This window comes from Pseudoalteromonas sp. SWXJZ94C (assembly GCF_015864385.1).
In the GTDB taxonomy this organism is placed as follows: domain Bacteria; phylum Pseudomonadota; class Gammaproteobacteria; order Enterobacterales; family Alteromonadaceae; genus Pseudoalteromonas.
Map to the genome: position 1 here is coordinate 119,021 of NZ_JADYXF010000002.1, position 19,508 is coordinate 138,528.

Sequence of the window (19,508 nt, forward strand, 5' to 3'; positions counted from 1 at the left end):
ACAAATACTGGATACTGTTTTTATATACAGTTGTGGCGAAGTTATGAAAAAAGAATTACCAGCAAAATACTATTTAGCGCACTTTAGAGAACTCATTGAATTTGTGACTAATAAATGTATGCACTTGTTAGAACCTAAACATAAAGTGTTTATTAATAAAGTTAATCAACTTGATGAACAAAGCCAATGCATGCTGGCGCGGGTATATTCGCGAAAGCCTTATTTAGTGCAAACGCAGTCATTAAATTATGAAGAAATAACCTCGCCACATCAGGCTATTTATGCCTTAAAAGCGGTCGGTATTTTATTTGAGCCAAACGAGCAGCATTATTCAGAGCTATTAGCGCACTTAACAAAACCCTCATTGCTAGAATTACTAGGTAATTACCCACAAGAGATAAGCTTTAAAAAAAGTGCAGCTAAAGGCGCGCTGGTTGGTATTGCATGTGCATTTTTTAAAACTCGACCATATGATTTAGCACCACTTTATAGCCAGTACGTAATTAATAATCGCAGTGATTATTACGAGTACTTTGAGTTTTTATTTGCAGGTAAGCTAAGCAGTGGTGATGTAAATCATCAAAACCGTTTTGTAATGCGAGATTTAGGCTTAACCGCTACGCGCGAAGGGCACAGCGAGAGCTTATCGCGTTTTGAAACACTTGACGAAGCGCAATCAAATTACTTATTAAACCGCTACAGATTAGCATTTAAAAATATAACTGATGAAAGCGACTATGCTGCTTTAGCGTCGCAGGTTTTAGTGCAAGCTGCGCATGGTGCAATTGCAGTTTTACTAAAAAATAAATTATTAGTTAAGCTTTATCGACAGTTAAAGGTAGTTGATAGCGAACTTGCTTTTAGCTTGCTTGAAGCCTGTGTAGAGGATAGCGAAGCACAAGAAATTCAAATAAGAGAGCAATATAGACTTGGTAATAAAGAGTGGGTAAAGGCACGGTTAGAAACCATTATAGAAAGCCCGCTTACTGATGATTTACTGTATTTTGCTGACGATTTTTTAATGCGTAAGTTTAATAAAAAAACACGATCGCGTTTAAGTGCAATGCTTAGCGATACACAGTGCATACTTGAAATTGATGAATTGTATAGAGGTGAAGTAGAGCAGGGCGTAAACGATTATTATACTCGCCAAGGGATGCAAGTATTTAATACCGAAAACACGCTTTGGCAGAGTTTATTTGGCTTAGTGTTTTGGCACGAATTATTTATTGAGTCGCCTTACCCGCCATGTAATGAGTTTGATATTTACCCGCAAGTATTAAGGCTCGATAATTTTTATGAAGCGCAACAAGTACAAATAAATGAACGCTTAGCACAGTGTCAAACGCCACAGTCATTACTTAATTTAGTATGTAAAAATATAGCGCAATATTTTGAGCAACCTAACGGCTTATTTAGATGGCATCAAGAGTTGTTACAACCGCTAGAAGCACTTATTTTAAATAGCCCTATAGAGGCTTTAAATACTCATTTAATTAATATGAGTAAACATTATTTACAGCTAAAAGACGGCTACCCCGACTTAATGGTTATCAATAATGGCAAGGTACATTTTGAAGAGGTAAAAGCACCGGGCGACAAACTAAGACGCAACCAATTAACCACCATTGATAATTTAAAAAACGTTGGTTTTGAAGTACACATTGCAGCGGTTAAATGGTTTGTAGATCCTAACCGTATTTACAGTGTGGTAGACATAGAAACCACCGGTGGTTTAAAAGGCGGTAACCGAATTACCGAAATAGGCCTTGTAAAAGTACAGCACGGAAAAGTAATTGATAGCTGGACGAGCTTAGTTAACCCCGAGCGGCATATACCAGGGTTTATAACGTCATTAACCGGTATTAGCGATAGTATGGTTTATAACGCGCCCGTATTTTCAGAGGTTGTAAAACCACTAATAGATAAACTAGCAGGCAGTATTTTTGTAGCTCATAACGTTAACTTTGACTATGGCTTTATTAAAAAAGAATGCGAGATGGCAGGGCACTTTTTTAAAATGCCAAAGCTGTGTACCGTCGTTGAATCACGTAAAGCATTTAAAGGCTTAAAGTCGTACTCATTGGGTAATCTCTCATCGCATTTTAATTTAAATTTAACCAGCCATCACCGAGCACTTGCTGATGCGACTGCTACAGCTGAGTTGTTATTGCTGATTCAGCAAGCAAATGATTAGGGCGTGTTTATCTTTAGAGGTTAAATTTTTTGTTTTTAATTCTAGCTGTTTTAAGTTTTTAACGCCTTTAAATTTAATTTATTCATTTTATTTTGGAATAAAATAGTTACTCGTTCGTCTTCTTTATGTCAATCCGACAAACTAGAGGACAAAACAATGATTAAATTAAATAAAATTGTAAGTGTAATGATGTTAAGCAGTACTTGTACTTTTGTAGGTGCAGCGTACGCAGCAGATATTGAAATCACTCAGTCAGCGTCGGCAGAACAACAAACATCTACATCGTTGCAAATTTCTCAAAATGGTTTAAATGCAAGCGGCAATAATGAAACGAATGTATCAAATGAGTCGAGTGTAACTACTTCTGAATCAGAAACAGCGGAACCAACAACACCCACTGATAATACAGAGTCTGCAACACAGAGTGAACAAGGCGATGTAATGCAATTACCAGACTCGCTTGTTTCATCTACTCGTTCTGCACTAAATACTTCATCACTTAACTCTTCAGCTTCTTCATTAAGTAGTGCAGTTAATACAGCACAAAATGCTACAACGCAGCTAACTACCTCAACAACTAACTTAGAAGATGTTGTGAGTGACTCTTCTTTAGTAAGTTTAACGCCAATTCCTACTTTAGATTCCACCGAATCTGCCACTGCAAGCACTGATACATCGTTATTATCGAGTATTAGCAATTCAAGTGATGCGGTTTCTCAAACTGATGCTCTAAACACGGTTAATACAAGTGACCTAACGAGCCAAATTAACGTGGGTGATGCAACCAATCCAGCACTGCAAGCAGTGAGTGTTATGGATGCAAACTCTGAGGTAATGAGCGGTGTTCAGCAATCTTTAATTGCAAGCGTGCAAAATAGTACGGTTGACTCACTGCAAAGCACAATACAACAAAGTGTAAGCGGACAGGTTAGCTCAGCAGTGACCGATCAAATTAGTAATGATGTTGCACTTACCACTGCAAGTGAAGTAGTTACAAGTATCACAAACAATTTAGACCTAGGTCTTTAAAGCATTTAATATGGCTCATGAAAGTCGGATAGATTTATCTATTCGGCTTGTTGGAGAATAATATGAAAGCAGTTATTACAGCTACATTATGTGTATTTAGCGCCCAAGCAACTCTTGCACAAACGCCAACGAGTGAACAAAGAAGTAGTTTTGATATAAATGGCGATGTATCAGTTGGAATATTAAGTAATTCTGCTCTTTCGATTCAAGAGCTTGATGACATTTCGTCGCAAAGCGATAGCGGTATTAAGCTATCGACAGGGGCAAGTGCAAAATGGCAGATAACTAAAGCAGCTAAACTTACATCAAGCTACCGATTTGAACAGCAAGACTATAATGAGTTTGATCAATATGATTTGGATTTACATCAGTATGGTTTAGATGGCAGCTATAGCTTTAATGGACACGAAATAGGTGTGCGTTACGATGGCGCAAAAGCAAATGTTGATGGCGATACATTTTTACACTTTAACCAAGCGAGTGCTTATTACGGACGTTTTTTAAATCCACAAACTTACTTACGTATGAGTATAAAAACAAAGGCTAAACGCTTTGCTACTGTAAAAGAACGAAATGCAGATGGTATTGGTGCCGACTTAGCTATTTATCATTTTATAAATAGTGGTCAAACAATGGTAATGGCGTCATTAAGTGCTGATAAGGAAGATGCAAACGACAACCAATACGATTTTAGTGGTTATAGTGTTAATACCAAAATAACGCATAAATTTACTGCGTTTAATATGGTAAATCAAGTTGGGGCGGGTTGGCGCTATCAAAATAAAAATTATGAAGAACAAATTAGTGATGATTTTTTTGAAGATGTTTCGTCACGAGATGAGCATCGAAATGTAGTAAATACGTTTTACAATGTAGATATATTTGAACATGTTACCTTAATGACTGAAGCTGAATATGGTGACTATCAATCAAAGCTAAGTAGTAACACGTACACTCAGTCTGTATTTTCGGTTTCTATTAAAGTGCATTTTTAGGAGGATATATTGCACCATAACCAAAAGTAGTGTCTTTACCAGGCTCACCTAAGTCATGAGCAAGAGAGGTCAACTCATCAAGCGCTTTTGATTTATTATTATTGTGTTTTACTAATAAACAGCTCAATGCAGCACTTACATGTGGTGCTGCAACAGATGTACCAGACTCCCTACCAAACTTTCCATTCCCCAAAGCTGTTAGTACATTTACCCCTAAGGCTGCAAAATCTATATAGGTCCCTTTATTTGACCATCTGTAAATTTCATTTTTTTCGTTAATAGCACTTACTGCAATAACACTGTCATAAGCCCCTGGATAAAGCGGTTGCGAAGCCGGGCCTTGATTGCCCGCAGCGGCTACAATTAATACGTTTTCATTAATGGAGGCTTCAATACTTGCCTTTAAAATTGCGTTATTTGGTCCTGTAAGGCTCATATTTATAACGGGTACTTTATTGCTTACTAACCAATTAAGCGCTTCAACAATAGCAAATAATGTAGCACCTTGAGCATATTCTGATTGGCGATAAAATACTTCTGCGCTATATAGTTGTGCATTACCAAGTAATGGCGTGAGTTGTTTGTTTTTTCCGATCAATAAACCAGCAATAGCTGTGCCATGTAAATTTGGAGAGCTAAGTCCTTGGGGTAAAAAGCTGCTGGTTTTTATATTTGCGTTTGCAAACGCGCTGTGTTTTTGATTAACAGCACTGTCAATTATTCCTATTTTTGTAGGATCCATACAGTAAGATGAGGGCATACTTAGTTTATGGTTAGTTGATTGGTTTGTATTTGTTTGAGCTTGATAAATATGGTTTCTATCAAGTAATGCTGAGCTGTCTAAATTAAGAGTTTTTAAAAGATCTGTTTTAGAGTCAATGTTTTGCGGCACATTAAAGCGGACTAAGCTCATATTGAGCGCACTGTAATTTTTTACAGACACAATTGAGATGTTTCTATTTTTGAGTATATTTAGCTGCTCAAGATTGACCATAAGTAACCATTGACGTTCTATCGCTCTAAAACCATCTTCAACGACGACCTCTACAAATACCGTATTTTGAGTATTCATATTTATGTTGAGCACATTAGGCAAGTTGCTAATTGGTTCGCTTATTTGTGCTTTTAATTCATCAATAGATATTTGGGGTATAGGCACGGGTAACGGCAAACGCTGAGCTCGTTCTAGAGCTGACTCAATTCGTTGTTCGATCGGGTTTAATTGTTGCAGAACTTGGTCAACTTGCAAAATGCTTGCAAAGCTAGACATTGAAAAAGTGCAAAGTGACACGGTAATTAGATGTTTAACGTTGATACCTTTAACATTGATATTCTTAATATTCATACTGAGTTGTCTCTTATAAATTACACTGTTAGATGTATAACGTTTAACAAATAAAATAATTTCATTTAATTGGGAATAAATGTTTTTTTGAATCGTCTTCTTTATAAAAGGGGTAAATCAATGAACGAAACATTAAAAAACTTATTACCTATGCTTAGGCGTTTTGCCTACTCACTAACAGGTAGTAAAGCAGATGCAGACGATGTAGTGCAAATAACAATTGAAAAACTATTAGTAAAAGGTATTCCAGATGATGTTGAGCCCGCAAAATGGGCTTTTAAAATTTGCCGTAATGTATGGATAGATGAGTATCGCTCACGCAAAGTTAGACAAAACACAGCGCAAGCAGATATTTTACCAGAGCTAATAACAAATGATGAACATAACGTATTAGAAATGATGCAAATGATGCAAAAAGTAAATGTAGCTTTAGGCCAATTACCAGATGAACAACGAGCGATTGTATCTCTGGTGGCTTTACAGGGCATGGCTTACAAAGAGGTGGCACATACATTAGATATACCTATAGGTAGCGTAATGAGTAAGTTATCACGAGCACGCAGTACACTTTATAATTTAATTAAACCTGACTTTAATAAGGAGCAAGTATGAGCATTAACGATGAAACACTTAGCGCCTTTTTGGACTCAGAACTAAACGATGATGATATGGAGCAAGTGCGAACAGCGCTTGAAACCGACGACGAATTAGTAATGCGATTAGCCGAACTTAGTGAGGTGGATGCGTTAGTAAAAGAGAATTCAACGAGTATTGATTCAACCCCAATGAGTGATGCACTTGCAAGAACTGCTGCCAAACTAAATGCAGAGAATAATGTTGTACAGTTTTCTCTTTGGCAACAGCTTAAGCAATCGGCTAATAAAAGCTTAGCCGTAGCGGCAAGTATTGCAGTGGTATTTGGTATTGCAATGACCAGTTATTTACAACCAAGTAGCGTGCAAAATATAGCTGGCAATACTATTACAACAGCACTTAATACACAGCTAAGTGGTGATACGTTTGAGCAGAGTGATGGTTCACTATTTAATGCACAGCTTAGCTTTAAAAGTCAGCAAGGTGAGCTTTGTAGGCAGTATGCAATAAGCTTAGAAAATACAACACAAATAAGCATTGCCTGTAAAACCCAAAACGGTTGGCAAATCAAAGCGAAAACCGCTAAACAGCAAGCTGTTAACAACGCGCAATATCAAACAGCATCAAGCAAAAGTGCTTTAGATACTGTTATTGATGACATGATCAGTGGCGCTCCACTAGATAGAGCGCAAGAGCAGCAAGCAATTAGCGCAAAATGGCAGTTAAACAAATAATAGTGTGTATAAAACGAGGTGAATTATGAAAACATCTATTTTAATAATTAGTATTCTATTAATGGCAGGTTGTGCATCTAAACCTGATTACCGTGCCGCGAATAATGGCTCGCAAGGTTACAGTGAACAAAAAATTAGCGACGACCAATACCGAGTAGAGTTTAAAAGTGTGTCAAACAACGTAGCCGATGCCGGTGACTATGCATTATTACGTGCGGCTGAGCTTACCCAAGCGCAAGGCTACGACTGGTTTGTTGTAACTAATAAAGAAACCTTTGTTGAGTCTAAATCGCAAGCCCCCGCGTCATCTATTAGTGCATCACAAAGCCAGCAATATGAGCGAAACTGCGGTTTATTAACCTGCGAAACACGCGTCCGCCCGTCAAGCAGCGTAGGCGTGCAGGTGAGCAACAATGATAAACGCAAAGAAGTGCACACCCTGATTGACATTAAAATGGGTAAAGGAATAAAACCTAGCGACAACAGTTTTAGCGCCCAAGACTTAATTGAAAACTTAAGCAAAAAGGCACAAAAGTAAGCGTTTGGTAAAAGCATTTAGCTTGTTTTAGCTAAGTGCTTTTTTCGTGGTAAAAATCCAGTTACAAGCATTGTGCCTACAATTACAAATAATGCGCCTAGTAATGTATTGGACCCTATTTTCTCATCTAAAATTAAATGCCCCCAAAATATACCAAATAACGGAATTAAAAAGGTAACAGTGAGTGCCGAAGTTGGGCCTATATCGTCGATTAATTTAAAAAATAAAATATAAGCAAGGGCGGTACACACTACTCCTAATACGAGTACACCTAGCATAACGTTGGTGCTTGGTATTTCTCGTATTGGCATAAATAAGATAAGCGGCAATACCATAAAGCTTGAAGCCCACATTGAGCCATGGGCGTTATCGAATGGGGCCAGTTTAGGCGCATTTTTGGTGTAATGCGATGCAATGGCATAGCAAAGTGATGCGCTTAATGCTGCTACTATAGCTATGATGGATTGGCTAGTTAATACAAAATGATTTTGCCCAACAAGTATTGCAACGCCTATTAAGCCAAGTAGTAAACCAAGCACCATACTTTTATTGGGCTTTGTTTTCGTCCATAAAATTCCAACGACAACACCCCATATTGGTGTTGTAGAATTTAAAATTGAGAGTGTGGATGCACTAATAGTTTGGGCTGCGTAAGCAAAAAATAAAAACGGCAAAGCAGAATTAAACGCGCCTATAATAAAAAAGTGTTTTTTATGTTGGATAAACGCTAAGCGGCGTTTTAAATACAAAGCGACAATAAATAAAGTAACTGCAGCAAAGCCGACTCTAAGCTCAATTAATACCGCAGGCCCCAAGCTGTTAGCTGCCATTCGCATAAATAAAAAAGAAGCGCCCCAAATAGCGGCCAGAAAAAATAATCGCAGTAAGCTTGCTAAGGTCATAATAGTATTTTAATTATGCTGATTGGTTTTTAGAATAACAGGGTTTATAAAAAGTGTAAGCCATATTCGGAACTGGCATATAAAAATAATAAATTAAGGATAAGAATGAAAAAGTTCTCAGTAGCTTCTATGGTATTTATCACTTTGTTGTGGGGATGTAATTCAAGCCCAATCAACCTTTACAGTGATACAACTATGAAAAAGAATGAATACAATGGTATTAAAGCGTATCGAAAAGGGCAGTTTGAGGTCGCTTTCAATTATTTAAAAGAGCCTGCTAGACTATAAAAGCGCACAATACACGTTGGCGTTTATGTTTTTGAAAGGCCAGTATTTAACTCAGTCAACAAAACTCGGCATGGGCTGGTTAGGGGTTGCAGCTGAGGCTGGGATTGATGAGTGGTCGTCGCAGTGTAGTGCTTTTTATAATGCAGCTTCAGTAGTGCAACAGCAACAATTTGATGAAATAGTTGCCTTATACAAACAGCAATATGGTTTAAAATCACAAAATGTAAGTTGTCAAAAATCAGTAAGCGCTAAACATCGCTTTAACGAAGTGAAAGTTGATTGTGAGAAATACGAAGGCGTTGTAATAACTTCCCCAATTGAGCTGGTTGAGTAAAACTAACTTTCAGTTTGATTCTTTTCAAAGTCATTTTTAACTATTTCAAGTGCTTTAAGTACTTCCTCTGGAGCAACATCGTGTTGCTCTAGTATCATAATTAAATCTACTGCAAGTTTGATATGTTTTGGTGCTTGATCAAGTGGATTTGTCATGTAATTCTTTCTTTTTTGATATTTGGCTGATGGCAACATTTATAGCTGTTTGTACGCGTTCTTCCATGTGTATACGTTCTGTTTGTGGTAAATAAAATGCCATATCTACATCGTAACGAATGTAGCGAGGTGGAAGTTGATTTAACACAGTACAGCAAAAGTCTGCCATTACATCTTCGTTGTATTGTTCATTAAGTTTACGTTTAATAATTTCTTCTAGAACAATCTTTTCGTAATAGTTGTGTATGTCTTCATGTAGTCGCATATTCCACCGCTTTAAAAATAATCCGTTTTACTGAGTCTATACTAAGGCTTGTTATAAATCGATAGCGGCTTTAAATAGTTGTTTATGAACATTAATTAGTGAACTCAAATTACGCTGATAACCGCCACCTAAAGCGCACATTAGTGGGATTTGATGTTGCTTACAAAAGTTGATAACAAACAAGTCGCGCTCATATACGCCATTGAGCGATATATTAAGCAAGCCTAACTCGTCTTTAGTGTAAATATCAGCGCCTGCATTATACAAAATAATGTCAGGGTTATGAATGCGCACGCAAAAACCGAGTGCTTGCCTTAATGTAGCAAGGTACTCAGCGTCGGTTGTTTTAGCGGGCAATGCAAAATCGTAGGTGGATTGCTGCTTATTACGAGGGAAGTTTTGATCACAATGAATTGAGCAGGTAATAATTTGGTCATGGTTTTTAGTGATTTGTGCTGTGCCATCGCCTTGGTGTACGTCGCAATCAAAAATTAAAACAGTGTCGGCTTGCTCTGTATTTATTAAATGTGCTGCTGCAATAGCTAAATCATTAAAAATACAAAAGCCACTGCCAAAATCGCTATGAGAATGATGATAACCACCGCTTAAATTGAAGGTTAGATCGTGACTAAAAGCCGCTTCAGCAGCTTGAATACTCCCGCCAATTGATAAAAGAGTACGCTCTACAAGTTGTTGCGAATAGGGAAATCCCATCTTTTTAATCGCTTTATCACTTAGTGTTCCATTTAAAAAGTCATCTATATAACGTTGGCTATGACATAGCGCAAGTTGAGATGCGGTTACTTTTTTAGGATCTTGAAAGTGAATAGCCGAAACACCTAGATTTTCTATTTCGGTTTTAAGTAACTGATACTTTTGAATAGGGAATCGATGGCGCTCTGGCAGAGTAAGATCTGAATACAATGGATGATAATAAAGCTGCATAGTAAAGTGCGCCTTAACGCAGCTGCTGTTTTTCTACTTGTTGTATTTTATCCTCAGTGGCAGAAATTGCTTTTCTGCAGCGGCCTAATCGAGCGTGTGTGCTTAATATTTCAAGGTTAAGCTTTTGTGCTTTAGCTGGCGAGGCTTTATCCATTTGCATTTTACGCTCTTCAATCATGAGCACTAAACGGCGTTCAAACTCATGGTTTTGCTTTAATTCGTCGTAAAGCTCATGGGATGATTGCATGATTTTTTGTACTGCTTGCTTATAAACGGTTTGCTTAGGGCGAGGTTTATAGTGACTTTTGTTTTCTTTAACCCAAATAGGCGTTGATTTAATAACGTTAAATACGGCTTGTACCTGAGTACTTATACGTTCTAATGCATAGGTATAAGCATGGCGATGATCGCTTGGTGGTAACCTTGATACTTCGTCTTCTATTTCTATTACGTAATCGGCTAGGTTCATACTCTTTGTACTAAAAACTGCACGGTCAAACAAGCTAGGCTGTGCTTGCATATAGCGATTTTTAGAAAAAAGTTTAGCTTTATCAAATTGCTCGGCTTGTTGTTTTAGTGTTGCAACTTGTTGGCGTAGTTTATCTAAAGCTGTAGGGTGCATATTAAAAGTAAGCCTCATAAATTAGCTTTAATGCTAAAAGTATAACCATAGTATTAAATACAGGGCGAATAAATTTACTGCCAAACCGTATCGCAGAATGGGCGCCAATCCATGCACCAAGCATAATAAAAAAGCCCATGGTAATGCCAAGTAAAAAGTTTACATGCCCCAAAGCTACAAAGGTTATGAGCGATATAAAGTTAGATACAAAGTTCATTGAACGCGCTAAACCACAGTTCAAAAGTAGATTCATTTTATAAATCATGCCATTTGATGCTGTCCAAAAGGTACCTGTGCCAGGACCTGCTAAACCGTCAAAAAAGCCTAATACTAAACCTTGTAACCACTGTTTAATTTTCATAATTTTAGTGAGCTTAGGCAGTTCGTCGCCTTGAGTTGTGCTCAAGTTGCCAAACAAGCTGTAGCATGCGACTAAAATGATGATAATAGGCAGTAGTTTATTTAAAAAATTGAGACTTAGGTGATCAACGACAACAGTACCAATTAACGCCCCTATTGCTGTGGCAATAATGGATGCGACCCAAAATTTTGGGCTAAATAAGTTTTTTTTATAATATGTATAACTTGCTGTTAAGGAGCCAAAACTTGCTGCTAGTTTATTTGTTCCTAATGTTAAATGTGGAGGTAAGCCAGCAGTTAATAAAGCAGGCACAGTTAACATACCACCGCCACCAGCGATAGCGTCTATAAAACCTGCGGCAAGTGCAACAGCACATAAAACAGCCCAGGTTGTTGGATCGAGTGCGAGTTCAAACATTAATAATCTATTTGTCTTTTAAAAGGTGGTAGGGTGTCGAGCATGGCTTTACCGTATCGCTTAGTAATTAAGCGTCTATCGAGAATAGTAATACAGCCTTCATCACTCTCTTTTCGCAGCAGTCTACCACAGCTTTGTACCAATTTCTTTGCGGCGTCGGGCACTGTAATCGTTAAAAATGGATTACCGCCTTTGCTTTGCACAAATTCTGCTTGCGCTTCTTCTATAGGTGAAGTAGGAACCGCAAAGGGGATTTTAGTAATAATTAGGTTCTCTAAATATTTACCAGGTAAATCAAGACCTTCTGAAAGGCTTTGAGTTCCAAATAAAATACTACCTTTGCCTTCGTCTATATTTTTTGTGTGTAATTTAAGCAAAGCCTCTCGCGACATCTCACCTTGTACTAATAAGTTAAAACCTTTTGTTCTAAGAAACTTTGTTACATGGTCCATTTGCCAATAAGAAGCGAACAATACAAGGTTCGCTTTTTTATCATTTAGGTACTCTGGTAATGTTTTAGCTAAGTGGTCGCTAAATTCTTTGTCGGTTGGTTCTATTTTAGATACAGGAATGCGTAAAGTAGCTTGTTTTGGATAATCAAAAGGAGAAGGTACTTTAATAAATTTAACCCCTTCCTCTTTGGCAAGTCCTGTTTCGTAAGCAAAGTGATCAAACGAGCCTAGTGCACTTAACGTAGCTGAGCATAAAACAGCGCCTGCGCATTCTCTCCACAACTTATCTTTTAGGTAGTAACCTACTTCGATAGGACAGTCGCTTAATAAGTGATCGTGGTGGCTTTTATATTCAAGACGTTTTATCCACCTTGCATGAGGAGCACCTTCACCTTTTTTAGCGTAACTAAACCACAGTTTATTTAATTGCTCTAATCGGTTTATATATTGTCCGCTTTCGCCTAGTATTGGGTCGGCAACGTAAGGTTTTATGTCGCCATCACTTACATCTTGGGTAAGGGTGTCGTGCATTTTGTTTAAACAACGAAGTGCGTCTTGCGTGGCTTCGCTTATATCTTTAGCTTTACTGTGCAGCGATTCTGGAATTTCACCGTGCTCAAAGCGATAAGTATCATCTTTTGAATATTCAAAATCGGCATTATCGAGAATATCGCGAACTACTTTTAAATCTTTATTTGCATCGTTAATACTGTCGCAAAGTTTAAAGTTTTGTCCAATAGCCCTTTGACCCACTAAAATTTTAGCCATTTTCCCGCTAAACTTAGTGAGCTTATCAAGCCATTCTATCGTGCCTTTAATTGTTGCTGCGGCAGAAGAAAAATCGCGTGTTATATGCGCTAAATGGTGCGCTTCATCAATTACGTAAATAGTGTTGTCGGGTTCGGGTAAAATTTTACCGCCGCCTAAGTCTAAATCGGCAAGTAATAAAGAGTGATTAATTACCAGCACATCCATTTGCATTAATTGATTACGAGCAAGCTGAAACGGGCACGTTTGATGTGCTTTCATTTGGCGCTGGCACGAATGTTTGTCGCACGCTATTAAGTTCCACACTTTGTCTGGTACGGTATCAGCCCAGCTGTCTCTATCACCTTGCCATTTTTTATTTACATACGCGTTGTATAACTCATTTAAACATTTGGTTTCCATTGGGCTTAATGGTGAGGTAAGCGTGGGCATAAAATCCATTTGTGTTTGGCTATCGCCATTTACAGCATTGTGTAGTTTGTGGGCACAAATATAACGATGGCGACCTTTTACTAAGTCAAATTTAAAGTCGAGTCCGGAATGCTTTTTAAAAAATGGAAGCTCTTTTGCTATTAATTGTTCTTGAAGCGCAACGGTTGCTGTAGAAATAACCAACTTCTTTTTTTGAGCTAAGGCAAGAGGCAATGCGCCTAAACAATAAGCTAGAGACTTACCAGTACCGGTGCCAGCTTCGATAACACATATGCGTTGTTTTTTGTGATATTCGCCTGCAAGGGTTTTTGCTATTTCGGCAACAAGGTAGTTTTGACTGCTGCGAGGGCGATAATCATTTAGGTTACTAGCCACATGCTGGTGTACTTGCCTAATTGTTTTTTTTAGTGAGTCAGAAAGCATGGGATGATTTACCTAAAGTATGTATATAATTACAGTGTATATATTAAGTGGGATCGTACATTGACACAAGCAATCTATCAGGGCTTTATTTTATCAAGGCAACAATACTCATCTAAGAGTAGGCGAGGGATCACGCTTTGCTATTGGCTTGTATCAGAGCATGGACCTATTAAAGTGCTTGTTGAAAACCAACAAGCTGTGTTTTTTATTCCACAAGATAAACATAATTTTGCACAAAGCATACTAAATAAAGAAAATATAAGTGTTAACTTTAAAATGGTAGAAATGCGCCATTTTAGTGGAGTTGCATGCATAGGCTGCTATTTTAATGACACAGGCACCCTTTATAAGGCGCGCATGTTACTTCAAGAGCGTATAAATATATACGAAGCAGACATACGTCACAGTGATCGGTTTTTAATGGAGCGTTTTATAAAAGGTGGGGTGTGGGTTACTGGAGACGTATCTCAAAAAAATGGTTTTATTTTAATTGATGATGCAAAGTTAAAAGCAAACCCTGAATATACTCCAAAACTAAAATCGCTTTCACTAGATATAGAGTGCAACGCAGAAGGCGTATTATTTTCGGTTGGACTTGTAGGAAATGGTCTTGATACGGTGTTAATGATTGGTGAGCTACAAGAGCATAATCAATCATTTAATATTGATTGGTGCTTTGACGAAATAAGCTTATTACAAAAATTACAGCAATATATAAATAATAATGACCCAGATGTTATTGTTGGGTGGAATGTTATTGAATTTGATTTTTCTGTTCTTAATTCAAGGGCAGAGGCGCTTGGATTAACGCTTGATTTTGGTAGAGATCAGCAACCGTTAAACATAAAAACAGGACATTACACTAGCCTTACCTTACCAGGTCGAAGTGTTATTGATGGTATTGATACCTTAAAGAATGCCACTTATCACTTTGATAATTACTCGCTTGCCAATATTTCACATAAGGTTTTAGGTGAGTCTAAATTAATTCAAGCGAATAACCGTTTGAGTGAAATTATCCGCCAATTTAATGAAGATAAATTAAGTTTAGCTGCTTATAATCGGCAAGATTGCATACTCGTTAATAGAATTTTTACAGAGTTAAAGCTCTTTGAATTTGCAATAGTCAGAACCCAACTAACAGGGCTTGAGCTTGAACGAATGGGTGGTTCGGTTGCCGCATTTACTAATTTATATTTACCTTTATTACATCGCAGTGGTTATATTGCGCCTAATTTAGGGGACCATGGTTTATCTTTTGAAAGCCCTGGCGGTTATGTAATGGAGTCGACACCTGGGCTTTATAAAAATATACTCGTTTTAGATTTTAAAAGCCTATATCCCTCAATCATGCGAACTTTTTGTATTGACCCTCTCGGGTTAATTAAAGGGTTAGGCTCACCAGAGCACGCTATTAGAGGGTTTAATGAAGCGGTTTTCTCACGAAATGAACATCATTTACCTTTATTAATTGAACATTTAACTCATACCCGTCAAAAAGCAAAAGACACTAATCAGCCAATGCTATCGCAAGCTATAAAAATAATAATGAACAGCTTATACGGCGTACTTGGTTCTAAAGGTTGCCGATTTTACGACCCACGGCTTTCTAGCTCAATAACATTACGGGGGCATGAAATTATGCAAACAACCCGTAAATGGATCGAAAGCCTTGGTTATGAAGTTATTTATGGTGATACAGATTCAACATTTGTAAAAGTAAGTGATGATTACTCAACACAAAAATGCAGTGAAGTTGGGGCAATGCTAGCGAGTGAGATTAATACACGTTGGCTAGAATATATTAAAAAAGAATTTAATTTGCCAAGCTATTTAGAAATTGAGTTTGAAACTCACTATAGTCCATTTTTTATGCCTACTATAAGAGGAAAAAAATTAGGTTCTAAAAAACGCTATGTAGGGCAAATAATAGATAATAAGCAACCTAAACTTATATTTAAAGGCATGGAAACAGTAAGAAGTGATTGGACCGAGTTTGCTCAAGAGTTTCAGAAAGAGCTATTTGGTGCTTTATTTAAAGATAACTTCAAAGCAAGTGATATAGCGCCCATTATAAAAGACTATACTGAACGACTGTATGCAGGAGAGTTTGATCACAAATTAATTTATAGAAAACGGTTAGGGCAGCATTTACATGAATATTTAAAAAATATTCCGCCACATGTACAAGCTATAAAAAAACAACAAGCTAAAAATGCTGACTTTGAAGTTACACGCGGTCAAATTGTTGAATATATTTATACGAAAGAAGGACCACAAATACCAAAAGATAAAAACAGTCTAAATTACCCTCTTTATATACAAAAACAGCTAGAACCCATCGCGCAAATGATTTTAGACTCATTAGAATCAGCCTCAGTAGAACTCCAAGGTGAGCAGCTTAGTTTTTTATAAGTTGGCTCCGCTATTACATAAAGTACTTATTTTAAAAAACAATAAACCCCAAAAATAAGCATAAACCTAATATTGTAAACAATTAATTTTTGTTATTAAAAAGTAACGGGTTGGAGTCGGTTTGTTTTTTAATGAATAAAAATTTAATCTGGTTGAATTAAAATTCTTTTATGGGTGCCATTAATCAATAATTCATATGTAATATTGAGATTTTTAACAATAATTTAGATTTTTCATAATAATTTAGATTAAAAACTCTATTATTTTTTAGTTTAATGATAAATAAAAAATTCAATTTAAATCAATAGCTTATTGTTTTAAGTTATTCCTAACTCATTGATCTTAGAATGCGGGTCTTACTTACATATGTAAATTTACATGTAAAAAGTTAATTCGGTGTTGACCTTTTTGGTATTAAAGCATTACTATTCATCACACAGTCGTTGCGTTTCATCCCATAATGGGGTCGTAAAACGATTGATAAATAATAATTAACAAATAATAACAAAGTATTCTAGGGAGAATCGGATGTTAAATAATAAAGTTTCAAAGGCAGTTCGCTTAGCGATCGCTTTCGGTGCAGTGTCTACTGCTGCTTTTTCGGCAAGTTCATTCGCAGCTGAGAAAAGTGAAAACAGATTTGAACGTGTTGAAGTAACTGGTTCTCGTATTAAGCAAGTTGACCTTGAAAATAGTTCACCAGTAACTGTTATTACAGCTGCAGACATTAACCTATCAGGTGAGCCATCTGTAGGTGACGTATTAAACAACTTATCTTCAAACTCTTTCGGTTCTTGGACTGGTGTTTCGGGTTATGGTGCCGGTTCTTCTGCAACTTCAAGCGTTAACTTACGTGGCTTAGGTTCAGATGCTACTTTAGTATTGTTAGATGGTCGTCGTATGCCTGGTACAAGTACTTCTTCAGGTGCTTCTGCTGATACATCTCTTATTCCAATGTCTATCGTTGAACGTATTGAGATTTTACGTGATGGTGCATCTGCAGTATATGGTTCTGCTGCTGTTGCAGGTGTAATTAACATCATTACGAAAAAAGATTTTGATGGTTTAAATCTTAAATATGAGTTTAATAAACCAAGTGTAGAAGGTGGAAATAATAGTAAGTTCTCAGTAACGTCTGGTTTTACTGCAGAGAAAGGTAATATTATTTTTACTTTTGAACATTCGGAAAGTGATGCTATTTACGATAGAGATATTTGGGCACTAGATGATGAAACTTACGGTGCATATAGCACGTATAGCCCTGTATCTAACTACTTAGATAGCACAGGTTATCACTCAAACTCTGAGCTTTGTGACGCTGAACCAAATACCGTGAATGGCATTGATGCAGACGGTAATGGTCGTTGTACTTATAGCTATGGCGAAGTTACTAAATTTTACCCTGATACAAACAAAAACTCATTCTTAACTAACTTCACATATGAACTAGCAGATAACATTCGTTTTGTTGGTCGTGCGATGGCTAGCTTTAATGAAACCGATGCGCGTTATGCGGGTACTCCTGTATCTACAACACCAATTTACATGGGTGAAGATAATCAGTACAACCCATCAGACGAAGATGTACGTATATATACTCGTGCAGTACCAATTGGTAATCGTGATACAACGACTGAAGTAACAACTACTGATATTTTAGTTGGTCTTGAAGGTTATACAGATGTTGGTAATGGTATTGATTGGGAAGTTAATTTCCAAAATAGTGTTTCTAAAACAAATTCATTTGGTAAAAATCTAGTAAATGACGTTGCTTTCCAAGCAGCTATTGATACTGGAGAGTACGACGTATTTAATGTTTCAGGCATGACTTATGATGACTGGAGTACAAGTATGAGTGAGCTTTATCAACAAGCAAATCATACTGGTACTTATGAAGGTCGTTATGAAAGTAAACAGGTTGATGGCTTAGTTTCAACTACATTACTAGACGACGGTGAATTTATGATTGCCGGTGTAGTTGGTGGTGAATTTGAGCAAATCGATTTTTCTCAGATTAGTGACCCAGAATCTGCAAATGGTTTTATCTCAGGTGGTTCAGGCGGTGATGATGTTTACGCTAATCGCGACCGTACTGCTGCTTATGTAGAAGTACAAGCTTCGTTCCCATTTGATATTGATTTAACCGTTGCTGGTCGTTACGAAAAATATGAGCAAAGTGGTACTACAAACCTTGGTGAAAAAAGTACAACATTTGATAAGTTTGTACCAAAAATTGGTTTAACTTGGCGTCCAATGGATACGTTATTACTACGTGGTTCTTGGGGTGAGTCATTCCGTGCTCCAAATATGGGCGAGATGTTCCAATCTTATGCATTAAGCTTCCCAACTATACGTGATACTGCATGGTGTTCAGCTAACCCAAGTCAAGAGCTTGACGGTTACTGTAGTGATGCTGGTGAACAAGTTGCAACATGGTTTGGTGGTAATACTGAGTTAACAGCAGAAACAGGCGATTCTACAACAGTAGGTTTTGTTTGGGATGCAGTTGAAAACCTTTCTCTTGAAATGACTTATTACTCAATTAATTATGATGACAAGATTGATAGTGTAGATAACTCTGAACTTCTTCGTCTAGAAATAGAACAAGGTGGTTTAAACTCACTACCAAGTGTAATTGACCGTAACAGTGTTACTGATAAAGTTGACTTTATGTACACTGGTTACATTAACAAAAGTTCACTTTCTACAGATGGTATAGATTTAACTGCTAGATATCGTTTTGATACATCTTTTGGTAACTTCTCAAGTACATTAAATGTATCAAGAGTACTATCGTTTGAAGAAGTAGCTGACTCAGAATCAGAACCATTTGATTACGCTGGATTACAAGATTATCCAGAGTGGAAAGCTGACTTAGCGGTTAACTACGCTTACGAAGACTTCTCTGCTTCATGGACTATGTTTTATGTTGGTACACAAGAATCAGGTAATGAAGAGTACGAAGTTGACTACCTAGCTAATGTTCCTAGCTACTTCAAACACAATGTTCAAGTAACTTATGTTGCACCTACAAATACTAAAATTGCATTAGGTGTTAATAACTTATTTGATAAAGTTGCACCAAGCTATTATGACGGATTCCGTGATTACCGTGATTCTAACTGGTCACTATATGATCAAACAGGTCGTTCACTATACTTACGTTTAGAACAAACATTCTAAGCAAAGTACTGTGTAATTTAGTTATAAATGTTAAACCCTGCTATTTTTAGCAGGGTTTTTTTATTTAATAAACACCTAATAAATCATCAGCATACATTTGCTGTTATGAAGTAT

General features: G+C 37.1%; 18 protein-coding genes. 10 read left to right on the top strand and 8 right to left on the bottom strand.

What is annotated here, in order from left to right; translation table 11 throughout:
* The first annotated feature begins 43 nt into the window (after window positions 1-43).
* The 3 genes from I6F65_RS01335 (at window position 44) to I6F65_RS01345 (ending at window position 4,221) form a co-directional block, all read left to right on the top strand.
* A complete protein-coding gene (locus I6F65_RS01335; RefSeq protein ID WP_231613069.1) occupies window positions 44-2,197 on the top strand; it encodes an exonuclease domain-containing protein in 2,154 nt (717 codons plus the stop codon).
* Between the two features lie 156 nt (window positions 2,198-2,353).
* Window positions 2,354-3,226 carry a hypothetical protein gene (locus I6F65_RS01340; protein WP_197111160.1) on the top strand — a complete coding sequence of 291 codons (873 nt, stop codon included), beginning with the start codon at window positions 2,354-2,356 and terminating at the stop codon, window positions 3,224-3,226.
* Between the two features lie 62 nt (window positions 3,227-3,288).
* Window positions 3,289-4,221: a hypothetical protein gene (locus I6F65_RS01345; RefSeq protein ID WP_166113837.1), complete on the top strand. Its 933-nt coding sequence runs from the start codon at window positions 3,289-3,291 to the stop codon at window positions 4,219-4,221.
* On the opposite strand, the gene I6F65_RS01350 is transcribed toward I6F65_RS01345, so the two are convergent.
* Window positions 4,205-5,566, bottom strand: coding sequence for a S8 family serine peptidase (locus I6F65_RS01350; protein WP_231613070.1), 1,362 nt, complete (start codon window positions 5,564-5,566; stop codon window positions 4,205-4,207). The genes I6F65_RS01345 and I6F65_RS01350 overlap by 17 nt on opposite strands.
* Before the next feature lie 120 nt (window positions 5,567-5,686).
* On the opposite strand from I6F65_RS01350, the gene I6F65_RS01355 reads away from it, so the two are divergent.
* The 3 genes from I6F65_RS01355 to I6F65_RS01365 are packed head-to-tail and all read left to right on the top strand — an operon-like array spanning window position 5,687 to window position 7,432.
* Window positions 5,687-6,178, top strand: a complete 492-nt coding sequence (locus tag I6F65_RS01355) for an RNA polymerase sigma factor (protein WP_166113834.1) — start codon at window positions 5,687-5,689, stop codon at window positions 6,176-6,178.
* A complete protein-coding gene (locus tag I6F65_RS01360; protein WP_166113831.1) occupies window positions 6,175-6,894 on the top strand; it encodes an anti-sigma factor in 720 nt (239 codons plus the stop codon). Before I6F65_RS01355 ends, I6F65_RS01360 begins: the two co-directional genes overlap by 4 nt.
* A gap of 25 nt (window positions 6,895-6,919) precedes the next feature.
* A complete protein-coding gene (locus I6F65_RS01365; RefSeq protein WP_197111162.1) occupies window positions 6,920-7,432 on the top strand; it encodes a hypothetical protein in 513 nt (170 codons plus the stop codon).
* Window positions 7,433-7,449: 17 nt separating this feature from the next.
* Here the strand turns inward: I6F65_RS01365 and I6F65_RS01370 are convergent, their stop codons facing one another.
* Entirely contained in the window at window positions 7,450-8,334 is an 885-nt protein-coding gene (locus tag I6F65_RS01370; protein ID WP_197111164.1) for a DMT family transporter, read from the bottom strand.
* A gap of 105 nt (window positions 8,335-8,439) precedes the next feature.
* Between I6F65_RS01370 and I6F65_RS21670 the strand changes: the two genes are divergently transcribed.
* The gene (locus I6F65_RS21670; protein WP_231613071.1) at window positions 8,440-8,622 is read left to right on the top strand and encodes a hypothetical protein; all 183 of its coding nucleotides are present in this window, start codon (window positions 8,440-8,442) and stop codon (window positions 8,620-8,622) included.
* A gap of 25 nt (window positions 8,623-8,647) precedes the next feature.
* Window positions 8,648-8,956, top strand: coding sequence for a hypothetical protein (locus I6F65_RS21675; RefSeq protein ID WP_231613072.1), 309 nt, complete (start codon window positions 8,648-8,650; stop codon window positions 8,954-8,956).
* Window positions 8,957-8,958: 2 nt separating this feature from the next.
* Here the strand turns inward: I6F65_RS21675 and I6F65_RS01380 are convergent, their stop codons facing one another.
* Genes I6F65_RS01380 through dinG form a run of 6 tightly spaced genes read right to left on the bottom strand, consistent with a single transcriptional unit; the run spans window position 8,959 to window position 13,796 of the window.
* Window positions 8,959-9,111 carry a YbaM family protein gene (locus tag I6F65_RS01380; protein ID WP_076917059.1) on the bottom strand — a complete coding sequence of 51 codons (153 nt, stop codon included), beginning with the start codon at window positions 9,109-9,111 and terminating at the stop codon, window positions 8,959-8,961.
* Complete coding sequence (locus I6F65_RS01385; protein WP_024611737.1) at window positions 9,095-9,376, bottom strand: late competence development ComFB family protein; 282 nt, start codon at window positions 9,374-9,376, stop codon at window positions 9,095-9,097. The genes I6F65_RS01380 and I6F65_RS01385 overlap by 17 nt, the downstream gene beginning before the upstream one ends.
* A 51-nt stretch (window positions 9,377-9,427) precedes the next feature.
* Window positions 9,428-10,321, bottom strand: coding sequence for a histone deacetylase (locus tag I6F65_RS01390; protein WP_197111166.1), 894 nt, complete (start codon window positions 10,319-10,321; stop codon window positions 9,428-9,430).
* 13 nt (window positions 10,322-10,334) lie between these two features.
* Complete coding sequence (locus I6F65_RS01395) at window positions 10,335-10,943, bottom strand: primosomal replication protein (protein WP_165725431.1); 609 nt, start codon at window positions 10,941-10,943, stop codon at window positions 10,335-10,337.
* 1 nt (window position 10,944) lies between these two features.
* Entirely contained in the window at window positions 10,945-11,721 is a 777-nt protein-coding gene (locus I6F65_RS01400) for a TSUP family transporter (RefSeq protein ID WP_024611740.1), read from the bottom strand.
* Complete coding sequence (gene dinG / locus I6F65_RS01405; RefSeq protein ID WP_197111167.1) at window positions 11,721-13,796, bottom strand: ATP-dependent DNA helicase DinG; 2,076 nt, start codon at window positions 13,794-13,796, stop codon at window positions 11,721-11,723. Before dinG ends, I6F65_RS01400 begins: the two co-directional genes overlap by 1 nt.
* A gap of 60 nt (window positions 13,797-13,856) precedes the next feature.
* Between dinG and I6F65_RS01410 the strand changes: the two genes are divergently transcribed.
* Window positions 13,857-16,211, top strand: coding sequence for a DNA polymerase II (locus I6F65_RS01410; RefSeq protein WP_197111168.1), 2,355 nt, complete (start codon window positions 13,857-13,859; stop codon window positions 16,209-16,211).
* A 528-nt stretch (window positions 16,212-16,739) separates the two neighbouring features.
* Window positions 16,740-19,394, top strand: a complete 2,655-nt coding sequence (locus I6F65_RS01415; protein ID WP_024611743.1) for a TonB-dependent receptor — start codon at window positions 16,740-16,742, stop codon at window positions 19,392-19,394.
* Window positions 19,395-19,508: the final 114 nt, after the last annotated feature.

Excerpts from the sequence above, each read along its gene's own strand:
- I6F65_RS01360 (WP_166113831.1), top strand. The coding sequence starts at position 6,175 with ATGAGCATTAACGATGAAACACTTAGCGCCTTTTTGGACTCAGAACTA.
- I6F65_RS01350 (WP_231613070.1), bottom strand. The coding sequence starts at position 5,566 with ATGAATATTAAGAATATCAATGTTAAAGGTATCAACGTTAAACATCTA.
- I6F65_RS01340 (WP_197111160.1), top strand. The coding sequence starts at position 2,354 with ATGATTAAATTAAATAAAATTGTAAGTGTAATGATGTTAAGCAGTACT.
- I6F65_RS01385 (WP_024611737.1), bottom strand. The coding sequence starts at position 9,376 with ATGCGACTACATGAAGACATACACAACTATTACGAAAAGATTGTTCTA.
- I6F65_RS01400 (WP_024611740.1), bottom strand. The coding sequence starts at position 11,721 with ATGTTTGAACTCGCACTCGATCCAACAACCTGGGCTGTTTTATGTGCT.
- I6F65_RS01345 (WP_166113837.1), top strand. The coding sequence starts at position 3,289 with ATGAAAGCAGTTATTACAGCTACATTATGTGTATTTAGCGCCCAAGCA.
- I6F65_RS01335 (WP_231613069.1), top strand. The coding sequence starts at position 44 with ATGAAAAAAGAATTACCAGCAAAATACTATTTAGCGCACTTTAGAGAA.
- I6F65_RS21675 (WP_231613072.1), top strand. The coding sequence starts at position 8,648 with ATGTTTTTGAAAGGCCAGTATTTAACTCAGTCAACAAAACTCGGCATG.
- dinG (WP_197111167.1), bottom strand. The coding sequence starts at position 13,796 with ATGCTTTCTGACTCACTAAAAAAAACAATTAGGCAAGTACACCAGCAT.
- I6F65_RS01365 (WP_197111162.1), top strand. The coding sequence starts at position 6,920 with ATGAAAACATCTATTTTAATAATTAGTATTCTATTAATGGCAGGTTGT.
- I6F65_RS01380 (WP_076917059.1), bottom strand. The coding sequence starts at position 9,111 with ATGACAAATCCACTTGATCAAGCACCAAAACATATCAAACTTGCAGTA.
- I6F65_RS01390 (WP_197111166.1), bottom strand. The coding sequence starts at position 10,321 with ATGCAGCTTTATTATCATCCATTGTATTCAGATCTTACTCTGCCAGAG.
- I6F65_RS01415 (WP_024611743.1), top strand. The coding sequence starts at position 16,740 with ATGTTAAATAATAAAGTTTCAAAGGCAGTTCGCTTAGCGATCGCTTTC.
- I6F65_RS01370 (WP_197111164.1), bottom strand. The coding sequence starts at position 8,334 with ATGACCTTAGCAAGCTTACTGCGATTATTTTTTCTGGCCGCTATTTGG.
- I6F65_RS21670 (WP_231613071.1), top strand. The coding sequence starts at position 8,440 with ATGAAAAAGTTCTCAGTAGCTTCTATGGTATTTATCACTTTGTTGTGG.
- I6F65_RS01395 (WP_165725431.1), bottom strand. The coding sequence starts at position 10,943 with ATGCACCCTACAGCTTTAGATAAACTACGCCAACAAGTTGCAACACTA.
- I6F65_RS01355 (WP_166113834.1), top strand. The coding sequence starts at position 5,687 with ATGAACGAAACATTAAAAAACTTATTACCTATGCTTAGGCGTTTTGCC.